Origin of the sequence: Pseudobutyrivibrio sp., assembly GCF_015057185.1 — a bacterium.
In the GTDB taxonomy this organism is placed as follows: domain Bacteria; phylum Bacillota; class Clostridia; order Lachnospirales; family Lachnospiraceae; genus Pseudobutyrivibrio.
This window is the reverse complement of the sequence record NZ_SVEV01000033.1, coordinates 19959-36341: the sequence shown is the minus strand read 5'-3', so window position 1 is coordinate 36341 and position 16383 is coordinate 19959. Positions and strand designations below refer to the sequence as shown.

Annotated in this window: 24 protein-coding genes; 4 read left to right on the top strand and 20 right to left on the bottom strand. The window is 35.2% G+C overall.

Annotated features, from left to right (window positions below):
• Nucleotides 1-74 precede the first annotated feature (74 nt).
• Together E7276_RS12580 and E7276_RS12575 are read right to left on the bottom strand one after the other, a co-directional pair.
• Nucleotides 75-344: a macro domain-containing protein gene (locus tag E7276_RS12580; protein WP_294218223.1), complete on the bottom strand. Its 270-nt coding sequence runs from the start codon at nucleotides 342-344 to the stop codon at nucleotides 75-77.
• 69 nt (nucleotides 345-413) lie between these two features.
• Nucleotides 414-668, bottom strand: coding sequence for a hypothetical protein (locus E7276_RS12575; protein WP_294218222.1), 255 nt, complete (start codon nucleotides 666-668; stop codon nucleotides 414-416).
• 290 nt (nucleotides 669-958) lie between these two features.
• Between E7276_RS12575 and E7276_RS12570 the strand changes: the two genes are divergently transcribed.
• Both E7276_RS12570 and E7276_RS12565 read left to right on the top strand, forming a co-directional pair.
• On the top strand, nucleotides 959-1189 hold the full coding sequence (locus E7276_RS12570) for a DUF6465 family protein (RefSeq protein ID WP_294218219.1): 231 nt from the start codon (nucleotides 959-961) through the stop codon (nucleotides 1187-1189).
• Between the two features lie 367 nt (nucleotides 1190-1556).
• The gene (locus E7276_RS12565) at nucleotides 1557-3794 is read left to right on the top strand and encodes an EAL domain-containing protein (protein WP_294218217.1); all 2238 of its coding nucleotides are present in this window, start codon (nucleotides 1557-1559) and stop codon (nucleotides 3792-3794) included.
• Between the two features lie 162 nt (nucleotides 3795-3956).
• On the opposite strand, the gene hcp is transcribed toward E7276_RS12565, so the two are convergent.
• Nucleotides 3957-5588 carry a hydroxylamine reductase gene (hcp, locus tag E7276_RS12560; RefSeq protein WP_294218214.1) on the bottom strand — a complete coding sequence of 544 codons (1632 nt, stop codon included), beginning with the start codon at nucleotides 5586-5588 and terminating at the stop codon, nucleotides 3957-3959.
• A 105-nt stretch (nucleotides 5589-5693) separates the two neighbouring features.
• Between hcp and E7276_RS12555 the strand changes: the two genes are divergently transcribed.
• Entirely contained in the window at nucleotides 5694-6347 is a 654-nt protein-coding gene (locus tag E7276_RS12555) for a Crp/Fnr family transcriptional regulator (protein WP_294218211.1), read from the top strand.
• Between the two features lie 9 nt (nucleotides 6348-6356).
• Here E7276_RS12555 and E7276_RS12550 read toward each other — a convergent pair whose 3' ends face one another.
• From E7276_RS12550 to E7276_RS12475, 16 genes are all read right to left on the bottom strand, one after another.
• A complete protein-coding gene (locus tag E7276_RS12550) occupies nucleotides 6357-6659 on the bottom strand; it encodes a type II toxin-antitoxin system RelE/ParE family toxin (protein ID WP_294218208.1) in 303 nt (100 codons plus the stop codon).
• On the bottom strand, nucleotides 6652-6915 hold the full coding sequence (locus E7276_RS12545; RefSeq protein ID WP_294218206.1) for a prevent-host-death protein: 264 nt from the start codon (nucleotides 6913-6915) through the stop codon (nucleotides 6652-6654). The genes E7276_RS12550 and E7276_RS12545 overlap by 8 nt, the downstream gene beginning before the upstream one ends.
• 239 nt (nucleotides 6916-7154) lie before the next feature.
• Nucleotides 7155-7679: a phosphatase PAP2 family protein gene (locus E7276_RS12540; RefSeq protein ID WP_294218203.1), complete on the bottom strand. Its 525-nt coding sequence runs from the start codon at nucleotides 7677-7679 to the stop codon at nucleotides 7155-7157.
• A 251-nt stretch (nucleotides 7680-7930) separates the two neighbouring features.
• The gene (locus E7276_RS12535) at nucleotides 7931-8872 is read right to left on the bottom strand and encodes a DUF4037 domain-containing protein (protein WP_294218201.1); all 942 of its coding nucleotides are present in this window, start codon (nucleotides 8870-8872) and stop codon (nucleotides 7931-7933) included.
• Nucleotides 8873-8937: 65 nt separating this feature from the next.
• Nucleotides 8938-9927 carry a helix-turn-helix transcriptional regulator gene (locus tag E7276_RS12530; protein WP_294218198.1) on the bottom strand — a complete coding sequence of 330 codons (990 nt, stop codon included), beginning with the start codon at nucleotides 9925-9927 and terminating at the stop codon, nucleotides 8938-8940.
• A 94-nt stretch (nucleotides 9928-10021) separates the two neighbouring features.
• On the bottom strand, nucleotides 10022-10765 hold the full coding sequence (locus E7276_RS12525; protein ID WP_294218196.1) for an alpha/beta fold hydrolase: 744 nt from the start codon (nucleotides 10763-10765) through the stop codon (nucleotides 10022-10024).
• 14 nt (nucleotides 10766-10779) lie between these two features.
• Nucleotides 10780-11400, bottom strand: coding sequence for a class I SAM-dependent methyltransferase (locus E7276_RS12520; protein WP_294218193.1), 621 nt, complete (start codon nucleotides 11398-11400; stop codon nucleotides 10780-10782).
• Between the two features lie 21 nt (nucleotides 11401-11421).
• Nucleotides 11422-11922: a hypothetical protein gene (locus E7276_RS12515; protein ID WP_294218190.1), complete on the bottom strand. Its 501-nt coding sequence runs from the start codon at nucleotides 11920-11922 to the stop codon at nucleotides 11422-11424.
• A 412-nt stretch (nucleotides 11923-12334) separates the two neighbouring features.
• The gene (locus E7276_RS12510; protein WP_294218188.1) at nucleotides 12335-13126 is read right to left on the bottom strand and encodes a hypothetical protein; all 792 of its coding nucleotides are present in this window, start codon (nucleotides 13124-13126) and stop codon (nucleotides 12335-12337) included.
• A 203-nt stretch (nucleotides 13127-13329) separates the two neighbouring features.
• The gene (locus tag E7276_RS12505; RefSeq protein ID WP_294218186.1) at nucleotides 13330-13497 is read right to left on the bottom strand and encodes a hypothetical protein; all 168 of its coding nucleotides are present in this window, start codon (nucleotides 13495-13497) and stop codon (nucleotides 13330-13332) included.
• 70 nt (nucleotides 13498-13567) lie between these two features.
• A complete protein-coding gene (locus E7276_RS12500; protein ID WP_294218184.1) occupies nucleotides 13568-13729 on the bottom strand; it encodes a hypothetical protein in 162 nt (53 codons plus the stop codon).
• A 30-nt stretch (nucleotides 13730-13759) separates the two neighbouring features.
• The gene (locus tag E7276_RS12495) at nucleotides 13760-13984 is read right to left on the bottom strand and encodes a hypothetical protein (protein ID WP_294218181.1); all 225 of its coding nucleotides are present in this window, start codon (nucleotides 13982-13984) and stop codon (nucleotides 13760-13762) included.
• A gap of 36 nt (nucleotides 13985-14020) precedes the next feature.
• Nucleotides 14021-14248, bottom strand: coding sequence for a hypothetical protein (locus E7276_RS12490; protein ID WP_294218179.1), 228 nt, complete (start codon nucleotides 14246-14248; stop codon nucleotides 14021-14023).
• 21 nt (nucleotides 14249-14269) lie between these two features.
• A complete protein-coding gene (locus E7276_RS12485; protein WP_294218176.1) occupies nucleotides 14270-14455 on the bottom strand; it encodes a hypothetical protein in 186 nt (61 codons plus the stop codon).
• Between the two features lie 18 nt (nucleotides 14456-14473).
• Nucleotides 14474-15124, bottom strand: a complete 651-nt coding sequence (locus E7276_RS12480; RefSeq protein ID WP_294218174.1) for a 3'-5' exonuclease — start codon at nucleotides 15122-15124, stop codon at nucleotides 14474-14476.
• Between the two features lie 110 nt (nucleotides 15125-15234).
• A complete protein-coding gene (locus E7276_RS12475; RefSeq protein ID WP_294218172.1) occupies nucleotides 15235-15522 on the bottom strand; it encodes a hypothetical protein in 288 nt (95 codons plus the stop codon).
• A gap of 139 nt (nucleotides 15523-15661) precedes the next feature.
• Here E7276_RS12475 and E7276_RS12470 point away from each other — a divergent pair, with 139 nt between their 5' ends.
• Nucleotides 15662-16123 carry a helix-turn-helix domain-containing protein gene (locus E7276_RS12470; RefSeq protein ID WP_294218170.1) on the top strand — a complete coding sequence of 154 codons (462 nt, stop codon included), beginning with the start codon at nucleotides 15662-15664 and terminating at the stop codon, nucleotides 16121-16123.
• Here the strand turns inward: E7276_RS12470 and E7276_RS12465 are convergent.
• Nucleotides 16120-16368 carry a hypothetical protein gene (locus E7276_RS12465; RefSeq protein ID WP_294218169.1) on the bottom strand — a complete coding sequence of 83 codons (249 nt, stop codon included), beginning with the start codon at nucleotides 16366-16368 and terminating at the stop codon, nucleotides 16120-16122. The two genes, E7276_RS12470 and E7276_RS12465, sit on opposite strands and share 4 nt — an antisense overlap.
• Nucleotides 16369-16383: the final 15 nt, after the last annotated feature.

The following is a 16383-nucleotide window of genomic DNA, read 5'->3' as shown; positions in this document are numbered from 1 at the left end:
AGTTAACAATCATTATTCTATGAGAGGCACTCATTTTTTACAAACCTGATATTTTTACCCTAACAGGAATGCTCCTAAATTTGAGCCTGAGCGGATGCCATTTCCCTACTCGTAAAAGCACAAAGTAATACATTCACATCATAATCTGGATAATCCTTTGTAAAACTCTCATAGGCTCTCTTGCATTGCTTAGCTGACTCTCCAGGAGCATCGGCTAAACTACCACCAAATATACCTGAACTTATTAAAGGAAATGAAATACTGTGAAGTCCATTATCCTTAAGAATAACCAGTGAGTTGTAATAAGCTTCAAATAATTCCTTAAAGGCTTTTGGTCTGCACATGATCCATTTATCAATTTAAAACTGCTCATAAGACTATTCTCCTTCTACTGCTTTTCTACATTTTTTACCTTAAAAGATTTCCTTACAAAAATCTTCTATTTTTCTATCATTATCATCAGTAGGCTTATCCTTTGGATCAATAAGAATAAGTGTAGTAACAAGCGAATCTATCCCGATGCTCTCCTTTAATTTTCCAAAAGCTTTCTCTGGATATTTTTTAGCTGGAACTAACCTAAGTGTATCAGCACCAGTCTTTTCTGCAATTTTCTTTGCTACAAAATCAGTATTTCCTTCATGTGAATAATAGACTATAAGTGTTTTCATGTAATAATTTCCTCCCCACATTTTTTAATCGAAAAGCTGCACAGCCGAAGCCATGCAGCAAATATAAATAAACGGGCAAGCTTAGCTTAAGCCCGGGTTTGAAATTAGGCCTCCACCTCGTGAAGGTATTTTGAGGTATTGAACATAAGCAATATCCTCCTTTCCTAAAATCACCTATATTATAACAAAGAATGCTATATTTTTGCATTTTATTGGACAAATGTCTATAATTGCTTCATACGAAGAATTTATCAACTTATTTCAATTCCATATTGGGGAGGTTAAAAGAAATGGCAACAACTAAAAAAACAACTACAAAGAAAGCCGTTAAGAGTACATCAGTTATCCAGTATCAGGGTCTTGAATTTTCTGAAGCAGATTGCGTTAAGAAGGCAACTGCTCAGTTTAAGAAAGACTACAAGGGTGTTGAGCTTGAATCTCTTGATGTTTATATTAAGCCAGAAGAACGTAAGATTTACTACGTTGGCAATACAGACCGTGTTGGCTCTGTAGATTTATAATAATTCCAGTTTGTAAAAAAATGAGCCTCTGTCATACAAAATGATAGAGGCTCTTCTTAATTATAATCTCAAATTTATAGCTTTTACTCTTCCTGAAAGAATGTATCATTCCTGTTGTGATTAACAAAGTATTCATAAATATTTGCTATACTTACATAAATATGACTTCTTGTGGGCTACTTAAGGAAAAAGCCCACAAGAACTTGGCTTTGCCAAGCAATATTTTCTTTCAGAAAATATTGGTCCATGTCCGGTTCTTGATTTTCTGAGGAAAATCAAAAACCTATGGCATATCGTGGGTGAATTGTTTTGAACCATGTAAAAACTACTTTTTAAATAATATTATTTTTACAAGGAGTGGTTTAATATGATGACATTTCCAAAAAGAAATATAATAGTACTTCTACTTATTTCATTAATGATTGCTTCCCTGTTTAATGGGCCAGTTTTGGCTACAGATTTGTCCGATAAGGAAACCATAATAGTTGGTGTACCTTCAGATAGATGTCCTATTTTTTATACTGATGATTCGTCTAAAAATATTGTAGGTATTGGAATTGATTTAATGCGTCTTGCGGCAGAAAATGCTGGTTATAGTGTTGATTTTAGGGTTATAGAGGAATCCACATTAAAAGATGCACTAGACAACTCATATTATGATTTGATTATGCCTTTTGGTAGCTCGATAAATAGTACCTCAGGGCAAACTTCAATCATATCTGATAATCTTATGACGACTCCCTTCACTCTTGTCACTTTGAATAACAGTTACATCCAATCTTTAGAACAAATAAAGGTTGGAATGCTAAAATCAATGGCAGGTGCTGCTGACACTGTCCATACTTTGTATCCTAGTATGGATGTTGTTTTGTATGAAACTATGCCTGATTGTGTAAACGCTCTTCGAGAAGGTGATGTTGATGCATTACTTCATAACTCTTATGTCTGGAGCTATGTACTTCAAAAGCCATCATATTCAGATTTAGAAGTTCAACCAACAACAATGTTCTCAATGGATTTTAGAGTTGGTGCTGTTGATACCCCCAAAAGTCAGGAGCTAATAAACCAGATTAATGTGGGCATTTCTAAGATTAATGATAATCAACGTCAGACGATTATATTGGATTATACATCTCGGCGTCTGTATAAAAATGATTTCTTTGATTACTTATATATCTATGGCAATCTAATCATTATATTTGGATTATTATTGGTTTTTATTATTCTGCATTTCGTTTCAAAACAATATGCAATAAGAAAAGAACAAGATGAGCAAATCCGCCAATTAATTGAGCATGATGCTCTTACTGGAACCTTAAGTCTTGATGGTTTCCGTAAAAAAGTTAAAACGCTATTAAGGGAGAACCCAACTTTAACGTATTTAATATCTTATAACAATATTAAAAACTTTAAATTTATAAACGATAAAATGGGTATGAATTCAGGTAATGATCTTTTAGTTTTTTGGGCTGATAAAACCATGAATTACCTGTCTGACAAAGAAGCTGTTGCAAGAATAGGGGCTGATCATTTTGCAGTTTTAGCTCTAGTTCCAGATGACAATAATCTTTTCAATCAAGAAAAGACTATATTTGAACCTGTAAAAAACTATTATATAAATCAGGGTATCGACTATACAGTCCAGTTATGCAGTGGTGTATACGTTCTAACAAGTGATGATTACTCAGATATTAATGTTGATAAGATGTTGGATTATGCCCTTTTAGCAGAAAAGAAAGCCCGCAATTCTGTCTCAGGTGGGGGATATGAAATATACAATACTGACCAATGGGAAAAAGCTAAAATGGTTGCCGACATCTGTGGTCATTTTTCAACGGCTGTAAAGAATAATGAAATACAAGTATGGTACCAACCACAAGTTAATTATAAGACAGGCAAAATAGTTGGTGCCGAGGCCTCATGTAGATGGAACCACGAAAAGTTAAGCTGGATAAGTCCTGACATATTTATACCTATATTGGAACAAGCAGGGCTTATCTATGATTTAGATTGCTTAATATGGGATAAAGTATGTCAAGACCTCCATAGATGGAATGAAAAGGGTATCCAACATTCCATTTCGATAAACTTATCACGTTATGACATTGAAAAAAATAACAACATTGCGGACTATTTCAACAATCTGGTACGAAATTATAATATCGCTCCGTCGCAGCTAAGGATTGAAATTACTGAAAGAGCATATGTTGAAGATACTGAGCTTCTACTAAAAACAACTACTGCCCTTCAAAAATATGGTTTTGTTGTTGAAATGGATGATTTTGGTAGTGGCTATTCTTCATTAAATATGCTTAAAGAGGTTCCTGTTGACGGAATAAAACTAGATTACATCTTTTTTAAGGACGAGAAGAACAAAGAAAAAAGCAAAATCATTATTAACTATATAATCAAAATGCTTTTGCAGCTTAAATTAAACTTTATTGCTGAAGGTGTCGAAACCAAAGAACAGGCTCAATTTCTTTTAAATATAGATTGCGAACAAATGCAAGGATATTATTTTTATAAACCTATGCCTGTAACTGATTTTGAATTATTAGATTTCGATGACATAAATAATAAAACCGCACTTAAATATCCTTTATAAAGTTTACATATCTTAGAAAGGGAGTGTTCTATTAAAAACCTGAAACATCCACTTGGAAAAAGTATAGCGATAATGTGTAGTCTTTTCATAGGTATACTAAAAATTTAAAGTTGTTATTTTCTTCTAAGTTCTTTAGTAAAGCTTACACTGACAATTATCATCCTATATTAGAGATTTAATATCATCTTCTACATTAGTAATTCCTGCTATGCCAAAATTCTGCACAAGAACGTTTGCAACATTTGGTGAAAGAAAGGCTGGAAGTGTTGGACCTAAGTGTATATTTTTTACTCCAAGATATAATAAAGCAAGCAATACAATTACGGCCTTCTGCTCATACCATGCAATGTTATAGACAATTGGGAGTTCATTTACATCATCAAGTCCAAATACTTCCTTGAGTTTAAGAGCTATAAGGGCAAGCGAATATGAATCATTACACTGACCTGCATCCAAAACTCTTGGTATTCCATTAATATCTCCAAGATTTAGCTTATTGTATTTATACTTTGCACATCCTGCTGTAAGAATCACTGTATCTTTTGGAAGTGCCTTAGCAAATTCTGTGTAATACTCGCGAGATTTTGCTCTTCCGTCGCAACCAGCCATAACAACAAACTTTTTGATTGCTCCAGTTTTAACTGCCTCTACCACCGAATCAGCAAGCGCAAATACCTGCTCATGAGCAAATCCGCCTGTAATTGTACCTGTTTCAATTTCTGTAGGAGCCTGACATTTCTTAGCTAATTCAATGATTTCAGAAAAATCCTTTGTCTTACCATAAGGTGCATCAATATGCTTGCATCCAGGATATCCTGCCGCACCTGTTGTAAACATCCTGTCTTTGTAAGAATCTGCTGGTGGCACAATACAATTTGTTGTCATAAGAATTGGTCCATTGAAGCTAGCAAATTCTTCCTTCTGCTTCCACCATGCATTACCATAATTTCCTGCAAAGTTATCGTATTTCTTAAAGAATGGATAATAATGGGCTGGTAACATTTCAGAATGAGTGTATACATCTACACCAGTTCCTTTAGTCTGCTCTAAGAGCATTTCCAAGTCCTTCAGATCATGTCCTGAAATAAGAATACCTGGGTTATTTCTAACACCTATATCTACTTTTGTAATTTCAGGATTACCATAAGCCGATGTGTTGGCTTCATCAAGAAGTGCCATACCATCCACTCCATACTTTCCTGTCTCAAGAGTTAACGCAACCAGATCATCTACTGAAAGACTATCATCTAAAGTAGCTGCTAGCGCTTTTTGAAGGAATGCATCCACATCCTCATTATCCTTTAAAAGAGCATTTGCGTGCTTCGAATAAGCAGCAAGCCCCTTAAGGCCATATGTTATCAACTCTCTCAATGATCGAATGTCTTCATCTTTTGTCGAAAGCACACCTACTGTCTTAGCTTTTTCGTCATACTGTGCCTTAGCACCATTCCAGATAGCCGCATTCGGAAGATTGCTCTTGTCTGCAAGCTTTTCTATTAATAGTTCCTTTGCATTAATAGTTTCTTCAATCTTATGCGCTATTGAATCATAATCAAAATTTGCATTTGTAATAGTAGAAAAAAGATTTACCGAAATCATATGATTAATATCTTCCGATACTTCCTTGCCCTCAGCTCTGAGCTTTGTTGTCACAAATGAAATTCCTTTGGTAACGTATACCAATAAATCCTGAAGATTGGCAACCTCAGGCTTCTTTCCACAAACACCTGCCATTGTACAACCAGTGCAACCTGCTGTCTCCTGACACTGATAACAAAACATCTTATTTTCCATTGTTTACCTCCATTTTCTAACCGGATTTCTTTGATGCTCATAATATACAGCTAGAACAGAGATCAGTTTGTTGCAATTGCAACAATTTGATTTTATAATGAGCTTATGAAAGAAATAGATTACAATGATATTCCTCTATTTGAGGGAATTCATCCGGACAATTTGAATAAACTACTGATTTGCATCAACTCCTTTAAAAAAGATTTTGATAAAGGGGAAACCATCATTATGGAAAAAGACAAAGTCCCTTATATAGGAATTGTTCTTTTTGGAAATGTACACCTTTTGAAAGAAGACGTTTGGGGTAATTCATCTCTCCTATCCTATGTTGGTCCAGGGGAACTGTTTGGAGAAAATTTTGCTGTCAGTGTAGAGCAGGAATCTTCCGTTACTTTTGTTGCTGCGGAAAAAACAAGAGTATTATTTCTTGCTGCTTCAAAAATTATCCATACCTGTGAAAATGCCTGTAGCTTCCATGCTAGAATTGCAGAAAACATGTTTCATTTGTTAGGTGAAAAAAGTATTTCCTATATGAATAAGCTAGAAATCATGTCGAAAGAATCTATTCGCGGAAAGCTTATGGCATATATTTCTACCCTTGCACAACAGCAAAAATCTAAATATATAAAAGCTCCCCTGTCAAGAACGCAACTAGCTGATTACTTATCCATCAACCGCAGCGCCATGACAAGAGAGCTTGGTAAAATGCGTGACGAAGGAATTATCGACTTCGATAGAAATACCTTTGTCATCAAATAATTTTATTTTTCAAAAATTTCTGCCTTGGTATTGAATTGTAACAACCCATACCACCTTGTTAGTTTCATCAATTCTGAATATAGTAATATAGTTGTCAACGAGAAGCTGCTTATATCCTTTACCCGCGTATCTTCCGACTAATCTATCCTGGTGTGATTGAGGAAGTGTATCTAATCCTAAAACAGCAGCTTTTATTCTATCTACTTGCCCTTTGGCATTTTCTGGAGCTAATTTCTCATAAGCAATATAGCTATAGATACTATCTAAATCTCTATATGCTTTTTTCATCAATCGTACTTTATACTTATCCAAAATATTTTTTCTCCAGTTCAGCAAAGGCTACATCGGCATCGACAAACTCTCCTGTCTCTGCAAATTCTTTTTCAGCATCATAGATAGCCTGATCGATACGATTCTCACGTGCAAAGCTATCATATAATTCACTGCTCATAACAACAAGGTCGCTATATCCATTTTTAGTGATAAATATAGGTTCACGCTCCTTGTGAGCCATTGCTGATATTTCATTTGTATTTCTAAGATCTTTTATAGGCAAAATCAAAGGCATATATATCACTCCTTTCTATCCATGCATAATTATAGCATAATTTTGTCATTTCATCTATAGATAAATCGTAGGGGAGCAAATATTACTATCTCCAATCTTTCCTTACGCGTTGGTTGTGTCCGCACCCATTTCTGAAATTCTTCTATCAATAAATTTTGTTTTTCTAATGTGATAGTTGCTTCTGTCTGATTAACTACCCTCTGTTTTCCGCTCTTACTTTTCTACTAAATTCTCATAGACTATTCCTTTCCTGCACTAATCTTCTTTGAAATAATCTCCACCAGTTTAGTAGCAACTACACCCATCAACACACCAAAAACAATTCCTGCTAATACGTCTGTTGGGAAATGAAGGAATAAGTACATTCTGCTGAAGGCTATAAGTGCCGCCCAAATCAAGGCAATTACTCCACCCTTCTTATTCCCTAAGAAAATAGCTACCGCTCCACCAAATGCCCAGGCTGAATGAGTAGATGGGAATGATGAGCTGGATGGACGTGAAACCAAAAGCTCAAAAGTCTCATCTATCTGACATGGACGCATTCTTGAAAACATATTTTTTAGTCCATACTGACCCAGGACAAACACAAGCACATAAGAAACCAAAACTGCTATACCAATCTTTCTAGTCTTCTTGAATAACAGAAGAATCACAGCAATGATTACCCAAAGCTGCCCATAAGATCCTGTAATCTTGTTGATTGTTAAAAAGAAAGTGTCTAATACTTCTGTACGTGGTATAGCATATAAGAATTCAAACTCCATAACTTTCCCTCCTCTTATTAATCATAGGTAAGTATATCCAAATATTATGAAAAAACTGCAAAAATAAAGACTGGACCAGCTTTCGTAGCCATATTTAAGATGTCCAAATTCCATCGTTTCCGACTATATAAGCCTCGGCAGGATTTTCAGGATTATAACAAATATCTACTTCATCCAACACCTTTTTTGTTCCTATTACAGGAAAACGTCTTTGTCCAATAGGAATAGGCCCTATTTTTATGGCTTCACCTTTATATCTTTAATATTTCATCGATGTATATTTCTAAGTAGGAATCACTACCACCTATCAACTCGTTTTTCTTAAGAAGCTCCACTAAAGCTTTTGCTATTTCTTCAGCAGTAGCAATTACTTTATCTTTCATATTGATGCTTCTAGGATTATACGTATTAAATCTCCAAGCCGCATCATCGCTTACAGTAGAGGCAAGCTTTTTAACAAGCATTGCATACTCACCGTCATTATCTAGTTCAGATAAGGCTCTGTAAGTCCATTTATAATATGGCGCAAACTTTCTATTAAGCAAAAAGTAAAGCTCCATAGCAGACTCAAGACCTTTTACTCTACAAAGCTCCGCTGCCACTATATCATTTCTAGTCATACATCTAGCATAGTTTACTTGAAGGGATGCCGAAAATTGATGGAGCTCATTTACTATTCTTCTTCTCCAAATACTATCTGGATAGTAGCTTAAAAGAAGATTCCTAAATCTCGTAAACTCTCCCAAGTCATCTCTAAAAACCTCTCCGTTTGTTGCAGTAGCAAGACAGCTATGCTCTATATTAAGCCAATCATTTTCCGTAAGCATACAGTCCTTAGTATTGCAATCAATATAAAGAATGTTCGAGTAAAATGACCTTGTAGTCATGACTCCTCTTCGCTCTTGAAGTCGCTCTGTAAGGTTTTCTCCACCATATTGCATGGCAAGCTCATTATATGCTATGGATAAAAGACATCCTATTTCATCAAAGTCTTCGTCAGTAAGCCATAAGCATACGCCAGTACCAAAATCATGGTCACGAGACATGTAATCATCATAGCCAAAACAATCTGATCCTTCTCCCACTAGGCCTACTGCTATTCTTGATTCATATTTAGGAAACTTTTCATGTATCATAGGAGCCACATGATTCTCATAAAACCTGCGACTTTTTTCAAATTCTGTATTTCGCATTATCTTTCCTCTTTAGGCTCCCTAGTCCATTTCATCTGAGTAATCATTTTTACCCCCTTGTACAATTAGTACTCTTCTAATATATCTCTAAGCGTTTTCTTGTAATCAGCAACTACATCCTCTGGACTTGTAATCTTAGCATCAACACCAAGTCCAAACACCCATCCGAAGAACTGCTGAGAAACAGCCACATCAACCGCAACAAAACTTCTTCCATTTTCTGCAGGTCTTATAGTCACGTCTTTTCCGAATCTATCAATAAATATACTTACTTTGTCATCTGGAAATTCAATATGCACTCTTCTCTTTTCTCCATGGAACATAGAGAAGTTTTCTACCACATACTCGCCCATATCAAAATTCTTAAATAGCTCTTTACCCTCGCGAAGATCCTCTGTAATCCCAATCTTAAGCATCTTATCAACTCGGTAATGCTTAATCTTCCCAGCTTCGCTATCATAAGCAACTAAGTAGTAATTTTCATCTTCCATTGCAAGGAACCAAGGACTTACTTTGTAAAACGCTCCATCTTTCTTTGGCACGAGTTCCTTATTAGTATTCCATACGCAATACTGGAACTTGATTTGTTTGTTCTGCTCTATAGCTGTGTGAATTCCATCTACAGTGTAGTAGATAGACTCATTCATATTTTTAATACGATCGTTTACATATACTTGGCGCTGCAGTTGCTTTGCCTGGTACTCACTAACAAAAGTCTTCATCTTCTTGATAAGCTGAGTAGACTTATTCTTAGTTATAAACTTTGATGACTGAATAGCTTCTATTAATAACTTTACTTCCGCAAGCTCAAACTCTCTGCTTCCCACATGATAATAAGTTTCTCTACCTATCTGCTCTTTGATGACTTCAATTCCAAGCTTGTCGTTCATAACAGCAAAGTCATCATAGAGACTCTTTCTTTCAGCAGTAATGCCCTCTTCTTCAAGCTCATGCATTATCTGTTGCAGTGTAAGGCTATGCTCATCATCGGTTTTTTCCTGCATGATTCTGCAAAGATAACTTAACTTTAATTTTTGATTAGACCCTTTTGGCATAAAAATAACCCCTCCGTATATACGAACTAAACTAAGCTTAGTATAACACAGAAGGGTATATTATTGGACAATATAATTTATTTGGGATTGGATATTAAATAATAGCTTCAACAAATCTTTCTGGCTGAAATGGAGCCAAACTTGCATGACCAGCATTATCAAACTTCTTAAATACGGTATTTGGAAATACCTTTTTGATATAATCTATATCCCACTTTCTTTGCTTCTCTTCACCATCACCATACCAGTACTCTATATTGGCACAATCTGTAGTTACAATTTGGGGCATCGAATAATTATCTGTAGAATCAAAGGTTCTCCAGATAGTCTTGTAGCTTATCATTTCTAAAACCTTCGCTTCATACTGTATATCTTCCTCAGAAAGATTCTCTGTAGCAAATGCCTTTTCTAAAAGCTTCACTCCACCAAGTTTACCTATAGATATCATCAAAAAATCTCTAATTAGGATTAATCTAGTAACTATCCATGGCAACTGATACGGCGTAATTCCTCCATCAATCACAGCTCGATTAAAATGAATCACTCCATTTGATAATAGTTTTGTAATAAAAGCTCCTCCCATAGAGCAACCATAAATACAATCAACCTGCGTTATCCCCTTCGTAGTGAGCCATATTTCTAGCTCTTCTGCTATATCTTCTACACTTGTAAAATCACTTTTTACATCTGGATCATAACCTGGAATTGCAGGAACTATTAGATGATAATCTTTTTCAAGCGCTGGAATAACGTACTCAAAGAAATCCCACATCACAACTGCAGGATGAAGCAACACCATTATCTTGTCATTTTCTTTACCAAATTCATGTATTGTCATAGCTCTTATTCAATCTACTTTTCTGCAATTACTGTAATCCATGGCTTACTTTCATGATGGTCAGCCCTCACCCGTGAAAAACCAGCTTTAATAAGTGCATCTTCTATTTCTTCAACAGTATGGCATTTCATTCCATCTATTATGCTTTCAAAGTGTAGACTAGCTTTATCTCGACCATCTGATTCATTGCAAATCATAAATGTTCCGCCAGGCTTTAATGCCTTATTAACCTCAGCAAAGCATTTTTCTAATCCTGGCCAAAAATAGATAGTTTCAAATGCAGTTGCCAAATCATATTGTTCATTATATTTAAGCTGAGACACATCTCCTTTCTCTACCTCGCATCTTCCATTACTAATCATATCTGCATTGTATACTTTTGCTTTTTCGAGCGACACATTGGAATAATCAATAGCTGTAAGCTTAGCAGCTGGATATTTCTGCATCAATTCAAAGGCATTTCTTCCTCCCCCGCAGCCTATCTCCAATATCTCATCGGGAGCCATTATAGAAAGATGTGACATCCCCCAGTCAGCCATCTTTGCATGACCATCGTTCATTCCATTAACCATCATTTTTCCCAGAAAACCTTCAGGCTTTCTGGTTTGATTTACAAAATTCCTGAATAATCCCATTACTAATCCTCCTGACCCTAATTAAAACAATAAACATATCCAAGCTAAAAGTGCAGAAAATGGAATAATGCATATTACGTGAAGTAAATGCGTCTTCCAGTTATAACCAAATAACTGCCTATTTAATACAGGCTTTGTTTCTGGATAAAAGTGTGGAAAAAAATTGAGACCTGCATTGCATAGCAAGAACCAATCAAAGAAGCCAATATCAAAAGCTTTTAACCCCAAAAACATTAGCATAAATCTAAGAAACTGTTGTAAAAAGCTAGATTCATTTATTACACCGTAATACCCCTCAATAATAACAGCAGCAATCATAAGCACTACTGCTAGTGAAATAATTATCCACCCTAGAATATGTTGTCCCGCAAATCTCATAGCCTTTGTCTCTGGAACTACATTAAGAACCTCTCTCGGCGCAGAAGAAAAAAATTTCTTATCCTGAATATACCCGACTCCACCTAACAAAAGTAAAAAGAGCCCAAGCATCATACATACGCTCATAACAATTGTCACACTCATACTACCCTCCCATGCTTTATTTCCTTGCTACCAAATGCATTCGAAATTTCTTACCTGCTTCTAATTTTTCTATCTCTTAACTAATAATATCACATTAGGTTAGATATTGCTAACTGTGGTTATAAATATCAAATCTTACAGGAATATTTTTCAAGCCTAAAACACAAAAAGACCAGCCGAAGCCGGGAATTTGGAGCCCTATTTAGATTTAGCTTTTAGTTTTCCTATAAATCCCCCATCGGCGTAGACGAATACAATCCTTCCTCTTAAGCGTAAGCGCCTAGTCTGTGGAGCTGGGCAGAACTGGGTCTGGAAGACCTTGCTGGGAATGGTACACAAAACACTTACTGTCTTTAGAATCATATAAGTAGACATAAAAAAGACCTCCGAAGAGGTCATTGAAGTAATGATGCTAATGCAGTTCACAATAATCAACGAATACTACATATTCATCGCAATCTGTTGGGAATAGTTTTGATATTGGCATCTCAAATGTATATTCCTTGCCAGGTGCGAAATCAGCACTTGATAATAGTGGCGCGAAGCAATAAGCAGCATATTTCCCATCTTTTTTACCTGCTACTTTCACTGTTCCACCATATTGTAGCTCTGACGAAGAGTTATTTGTGATTTTAACATATGCATTATAACCAGATGTTGATACATCCGATATTGTTAAATCAGATTGTTTGAAGCCTTCGAATATGTCAGTAGAATAATATTTCATACTAACAAAATGATTTGTAGTGACATCGGATTGTTTAATAGCATCTCGTGTACAATTAAATCTAGCAGCTCCTATTCCAGTTTCTCCTGGAGCTAGTGTCTCTACTACTATTTCAGAACTTTCTAGTATGTCGCCAGTTGTCTCATTTTCCATATTTATATTGACAGTTACTTCCGATAATACTTTGTCAGTCGATTTATTTGTCATTTCACAAATAATGTAAAATTCGCAATTCGTATCTGACAAATACGATATGTATGTTCCAGCAGTATTATCTAGGTCAATATCAATATATTTTTCTGCTTCGCTCCAACTAGTAATGGTGCCTATTAATGGTTCTTTTATTTCTGTATCTGTTTCTTTATTCTGTTTTTTAACTGATGATTCTTGTTCTTCAGTTTTCTCAGCTCCGCAAGCGCAAAAACTTAGACAACATGTAACGCATAACACTAGTAATGTCTTTACTAACTTTTTCATATATTTTTTCTCCTTAGACTTTTCTTCCAACTTGGTGTGAGTAAAGAATTAGCATTTGCTAGTACTATAACCTTAGATTAAGGTGATTTTCAAATGAAGCAAGCATGAATCCTCTAATTTTTTGCAAGAGTCTACACCAACCATCTAAAAATAATATATCGTAGAGCCTCTTTTAAGCTATTAAAAACGCCATGCAATTATTCTTAATCGTATTCGTCATATTCTTCATCTTCGTCATCAAAATCTTCATCGTCTTCATCAGATTCTTCACGGACTCTATCAATCGCACAACTTGCACATAAGGGACCATTATCTTGAAAACCATAATACCCGATACCATCAATCCAACCTGGGAAATGTACACTAAACAAATCGATGAACTCTCCCTCTTCTATTTCTAAATCAAATTTATTCCCACAATTAATACACTTTTTCATTAGATCACTTTACCTCCTCTATCCTAATATTGGGATTATTAAAGCTAAGCAATAAATCCGCTAAACTTATCCCAGAATTATTATCAGGCTTGTTCTTAAAATAATTTTCATCGAGTTTTCGTATAGATATCTCCTCAATATTTACATCATACATATTTCTGCTCATAAACGGCCCTCATCTAAAAAACACACTGTGCTATTTTAATTTCTTTTTTAACCATTCTGGTAAATTTATATCACTTTTATCCCAAAATTTTACGGCATTCTTTACTGTATTCCACTTGTTTTCTTTTCCATCAAATGATTTAAATTCGTTAATTTTATACATAATGATTTTAGTACCTTCTTCAAAATATTCATTATGATAATAGTTTTGTTTACCATGTCCTTTCCAGGTATTTGTTTTATGTATCAGCTTCATGACAATCCTCCTATTTTTAATATTTCGTTATAAAACCTAATCATCATATTCAAAATCTTCAATTTCCGAATCATCAATTTCATCTATTTCAGCATCTTCAACTGATCCCCCTGGATAACTTTCGCCGGCTTCCTCACAATATTCTCCACCTTGAGTATAAGTTGAAAGCCATTCTTCCTTAGCAGATTCAGCATTACTTTTTTCATGAAAAAATTGCTCTTCCTCGTCTCCACTGTCAAATGTAATAGTTAATCTGTATGCCATAATGCACCTCCCATAATATTATTAAATACGCTTTATTTTGTATGAATAGCTATATTCACTGTACTCATCTAAAAATTCATCTATAGCTTCTTGAGCTTCATCCTCAGAATTAAATTCTGCCGCTTCACTTCTTACGCCAAACTCGCTATCATCTGTTAAATAGCCCTTTATCATTTCTTCCTCATCGTACATCTTTACAATATACATAATCGTCCTCCAATAATCCTATGCTGTTTTGCACATAAAGCCCTCAAATAAATTGCCCATTGTGAATGTCAAATCCTCTTTTGGGCTAAACAGTTCAACTAAAGATCCCAAAACCATTTTGGTTTTTTCCTTATTTGTAGTTAACACATAAATTCTTGCAGTATTTTCAGCATCATCAATTGCCCTATGAGCAGTTCCCTCGAACTCCATATTGGTAGCCTTTAAAACTTTTTCTAGTGATAAATGCTGAGAAATACCAAGTATATTACCTACAGCAGCCTGTAAATCTTCCCAATTGAGAAGCATTACCTCCATACGATAATCAAAGAATCCTCTTAAATTACACTCACCAATTATGACTTTCAAATCTTCTTCACTCCAAGAAATGATTGTATAGTCATCATCGCCAATCCAATCCAGAAAACTTGTAAACACCTCATCAAATACAGCTGCTCTTTCAACCATCGCATCAGTAATCCCAGTTAATCTGTAGACCTTTTTGTTGATCTTAGAATACATAGGACGTACAAAACTATCGAATCTATCGATTATGTTGTTTTCAGAATCAAGCTTTACTGCTCCAATTTGAATTATTTCATTGCTACAAATCTTTTTGTATGTTGGATTGTACATATCTGTAAATTCCAGGTCTAAGACTATCGTATTCATCTTTCCCCCTCCTATACTTTAGTTTTGATGTTGAATCTGGTTTTTTCCAAAATACAACTAACACCTTCTTGTCTCTTGGTCATACTAAATTTGATTAGAAACGGACTAATTTAATCATCAAATAGTGGACATGAATCCATGCAATCTGGATATGTAGGATTATCACAAGCTATGCATCCTGCGCCCTTGCAAATCGTAATCTGCACGATGTTTAAATCCTTCTTTTCATTTTCATAGTTCTCTGTTTGATTTTTGCTTTCCATTGTTAACATATCTTTTCTCCTTTCATTAATTGCCATCTTTGTCTTATCAACCAATCCTATTTTTTTTGCAAATCCCTTTTGCTTTTTCATTAGCTCTAACGTCTCTATAGCGCTAATTCTTTCTGTTAGTGTCATATGATTTCCTCCTCCTTGTTTATGTCTTAATTGTATTATCCGCCATGTTGACTCAACACCCTCAATATTGGTAATACAATTACAATATTTCCCAAGTTTTGGTAAAATGTAACTATCACGTATCTGGGAGGTATATATAATGGATTACTCAACACTAATGTCTATAAGGAAAGAAAAACATTTCTCACGTGATGATGTTGCTGACCTTACAAATGATGTCGTTTCTACAAAACGTCTTGAACATATTGAAAAAGGTGACACAGATCCTACTCCAGCAGATATAGTTTCACTTTCTGGTGTTTATGACATGCCAGAACTCTGTCTAGATTACTGTGCACATCACTGTGCTATCGGTAAGAACACCATCCCTATGTATGAATTAGAGCTAAACAGTCCAAAAGATTTGCCTATCATAACATTAGAACTGCTTGATACCCTCAATTCTCTTACAGATCAAAAGGATCGAATGATTAGCATTGCTGCTGATGGAAAAATAACAGCAGACGAGAAAAACGATTTCAAAACCTTTAATGATGGATTAGAAAAAATGGAACTTGCTATCAAATCTCTTAAATTATGGGCTCAAAAAAATTATTCCTAATCCAATACATTGCCTTTTTCACCATTCCATTCATATCCTGTATCCTCATATAGTTTCTGTGGTGATATGTAATAGTTTATTCGGCCTAATTTAGAGTCCATCTCCTCCAATGATGTAACAACCTTACCAGCCCTTGTTGCCCTACCTATAGGAAGCCAGCCACTTACAATACCCGCTCGTACCCATGCCGGATCTTTACCATATACTTTTGCCGCTATAGTGACTGGTACAGAACCTTGTTTCATACAATAATTCCTCCT

Coding starts and splice junctions, on each gene's coding strand:
- E7276_RS12580 (WP_294218223.1), bottom strand. CDS start 344: ATGTGCAGACCAAAAGCCTTTAAGGAATTATTTGAAGCTTATTACAAC.
- E7276_RS12575 (WP_294218222.1), bottom strand. CDS start 668: ATGAAAACACTTATAGTCTATTATTCACATGAAGGAAATACTGATTTT.
- E7276_RS12570 (WP_294218219.1), top strand. CDS start 959: ATGGCAACAACTAAAAAAACAACTACAAAGAAAGCCGTTAAGAGTACA.
- E7276_RS12565 (WP_294218217.1), top strand. CDS start 1,557: ATGATGACATTTCCAAAAAGAAATATAATAGTACTTCTACTTATTTCA.
- hcp (WP_294218214.1), bottom strand. CDS start 5,588: ATGGAAAATAAGATGTTTTGTTATCAGTGTCAGGAGACAGCAGGTTGC.
- E7276_RS12555 (WP_294218211.1), top strand. CDS start 5,694: ATGAAAGAAATAGATTACAATGATATTCCTCTATTTGAGGGAATTCAT.
- E7276_RS12545 (WP_294218206.1), bottom strand. CDS start 6,915: ATGCCTTTGATTTTGCCTATAAAAGATCTTAGAAATACAAATGAAATA.
- E7276_RS12540 (WP_294218203.1), bottom strand. CDS start 7,679: ATGGAGTTTGAATTCTTATATGCTATACCACGTACAGAAGTATTAGAC.
- E7276_RS12535 (WP_294218201.1), bottom strand. CDS start 8,872: ATGCGAAATACAGAATTTGAAAAAAGTCGCAGGTTTTATGAGAATCAT.
- E7276_RS12530 (WP_294218198.1), bottom strand. CDS start 9,927: ATGCCAAAAGGGTCTAATCAAAAATTAAAGTTAAGTTATCTTTGCAGA.
- E7276_RS12525 (WP_294218196.1), bottom strand. CDS start 10,765: ATGACAATACATGAATTTGGTAAAGAAAATGACAAGATAATGGTGTTG.
- E7276_RS12520 (WP_294218193.1), bottom strand. CDS start 11,400: ATGGGATTATTCAGGAATTTTGTAAATCAAACCAGAAAGCCTGAAGGT.
- E7276_RS12515 (WP_294218190.1), bottom strand. CDS start 11,922: ATGAGTGTGACAATTGTTATGAGCGTATGTATGATGCTTGGGCTCTTT.
- E7276_RS12510 (WP_294218188.1), bottom strand. CDS start 13,126: ATGAAAAAGTTAGTAAAGACATTACTAGTGTTATGCGTTACATGTTGT.
- E7276_RS12500 (WP_294218184.1), bottom strand. CDS start 13,729: ATGAGCAGAAATATGTATGATGTAAATATTGAGGAGATATCTATACGA.
- E7276_RS12495 (WP_294218181.1), bottom strand. CDS start 13,984: ATGAAGCTGATACATAAAACAAATACCTGGAAAGGACATGGTAAACAA.
- E7276_RS12490 (WP_294218179.1), bottom strand. CDS start 14,248: ATGGCATACAGATTAACTATTACATTTGACAGTGGAGACGAGGAAGAG.
- E7276_RS12485 (WP_294218176.1), bottom strand. CDS start 14,455: ATGTATATTGTAAAGATGTACGATGAGGAAGAAATGATAAAGGGCTAT.
- E7276_RS12480 (WP_294218174.1), bottom strand. CDS start 15,124: ATGAATACGATAGTCTTAGACCTGGAATTTACAGATATGTACAATCCA.
- E7276_RS12475 (WP_294218172.1), bottom strand. CDS start 15,522: ATGACACTAACAGAAAGAATTAGCGCTATAGAGACGTTAGAGCTAATG.
- E7276_RS12470 (WP_294218170.1), top strand. CDS start 15,662: ATGGATTACTCAACACTAATGTCTATAAGGAAAGAAAAACATTTCTCA.
- E7276_RS12465 (WP_294218169.1), bottom strand. CDS start 16,368: ATGAAACAAGGTTCTGTACCAGTCACTATAGCGGCAAAAGTATATGGT.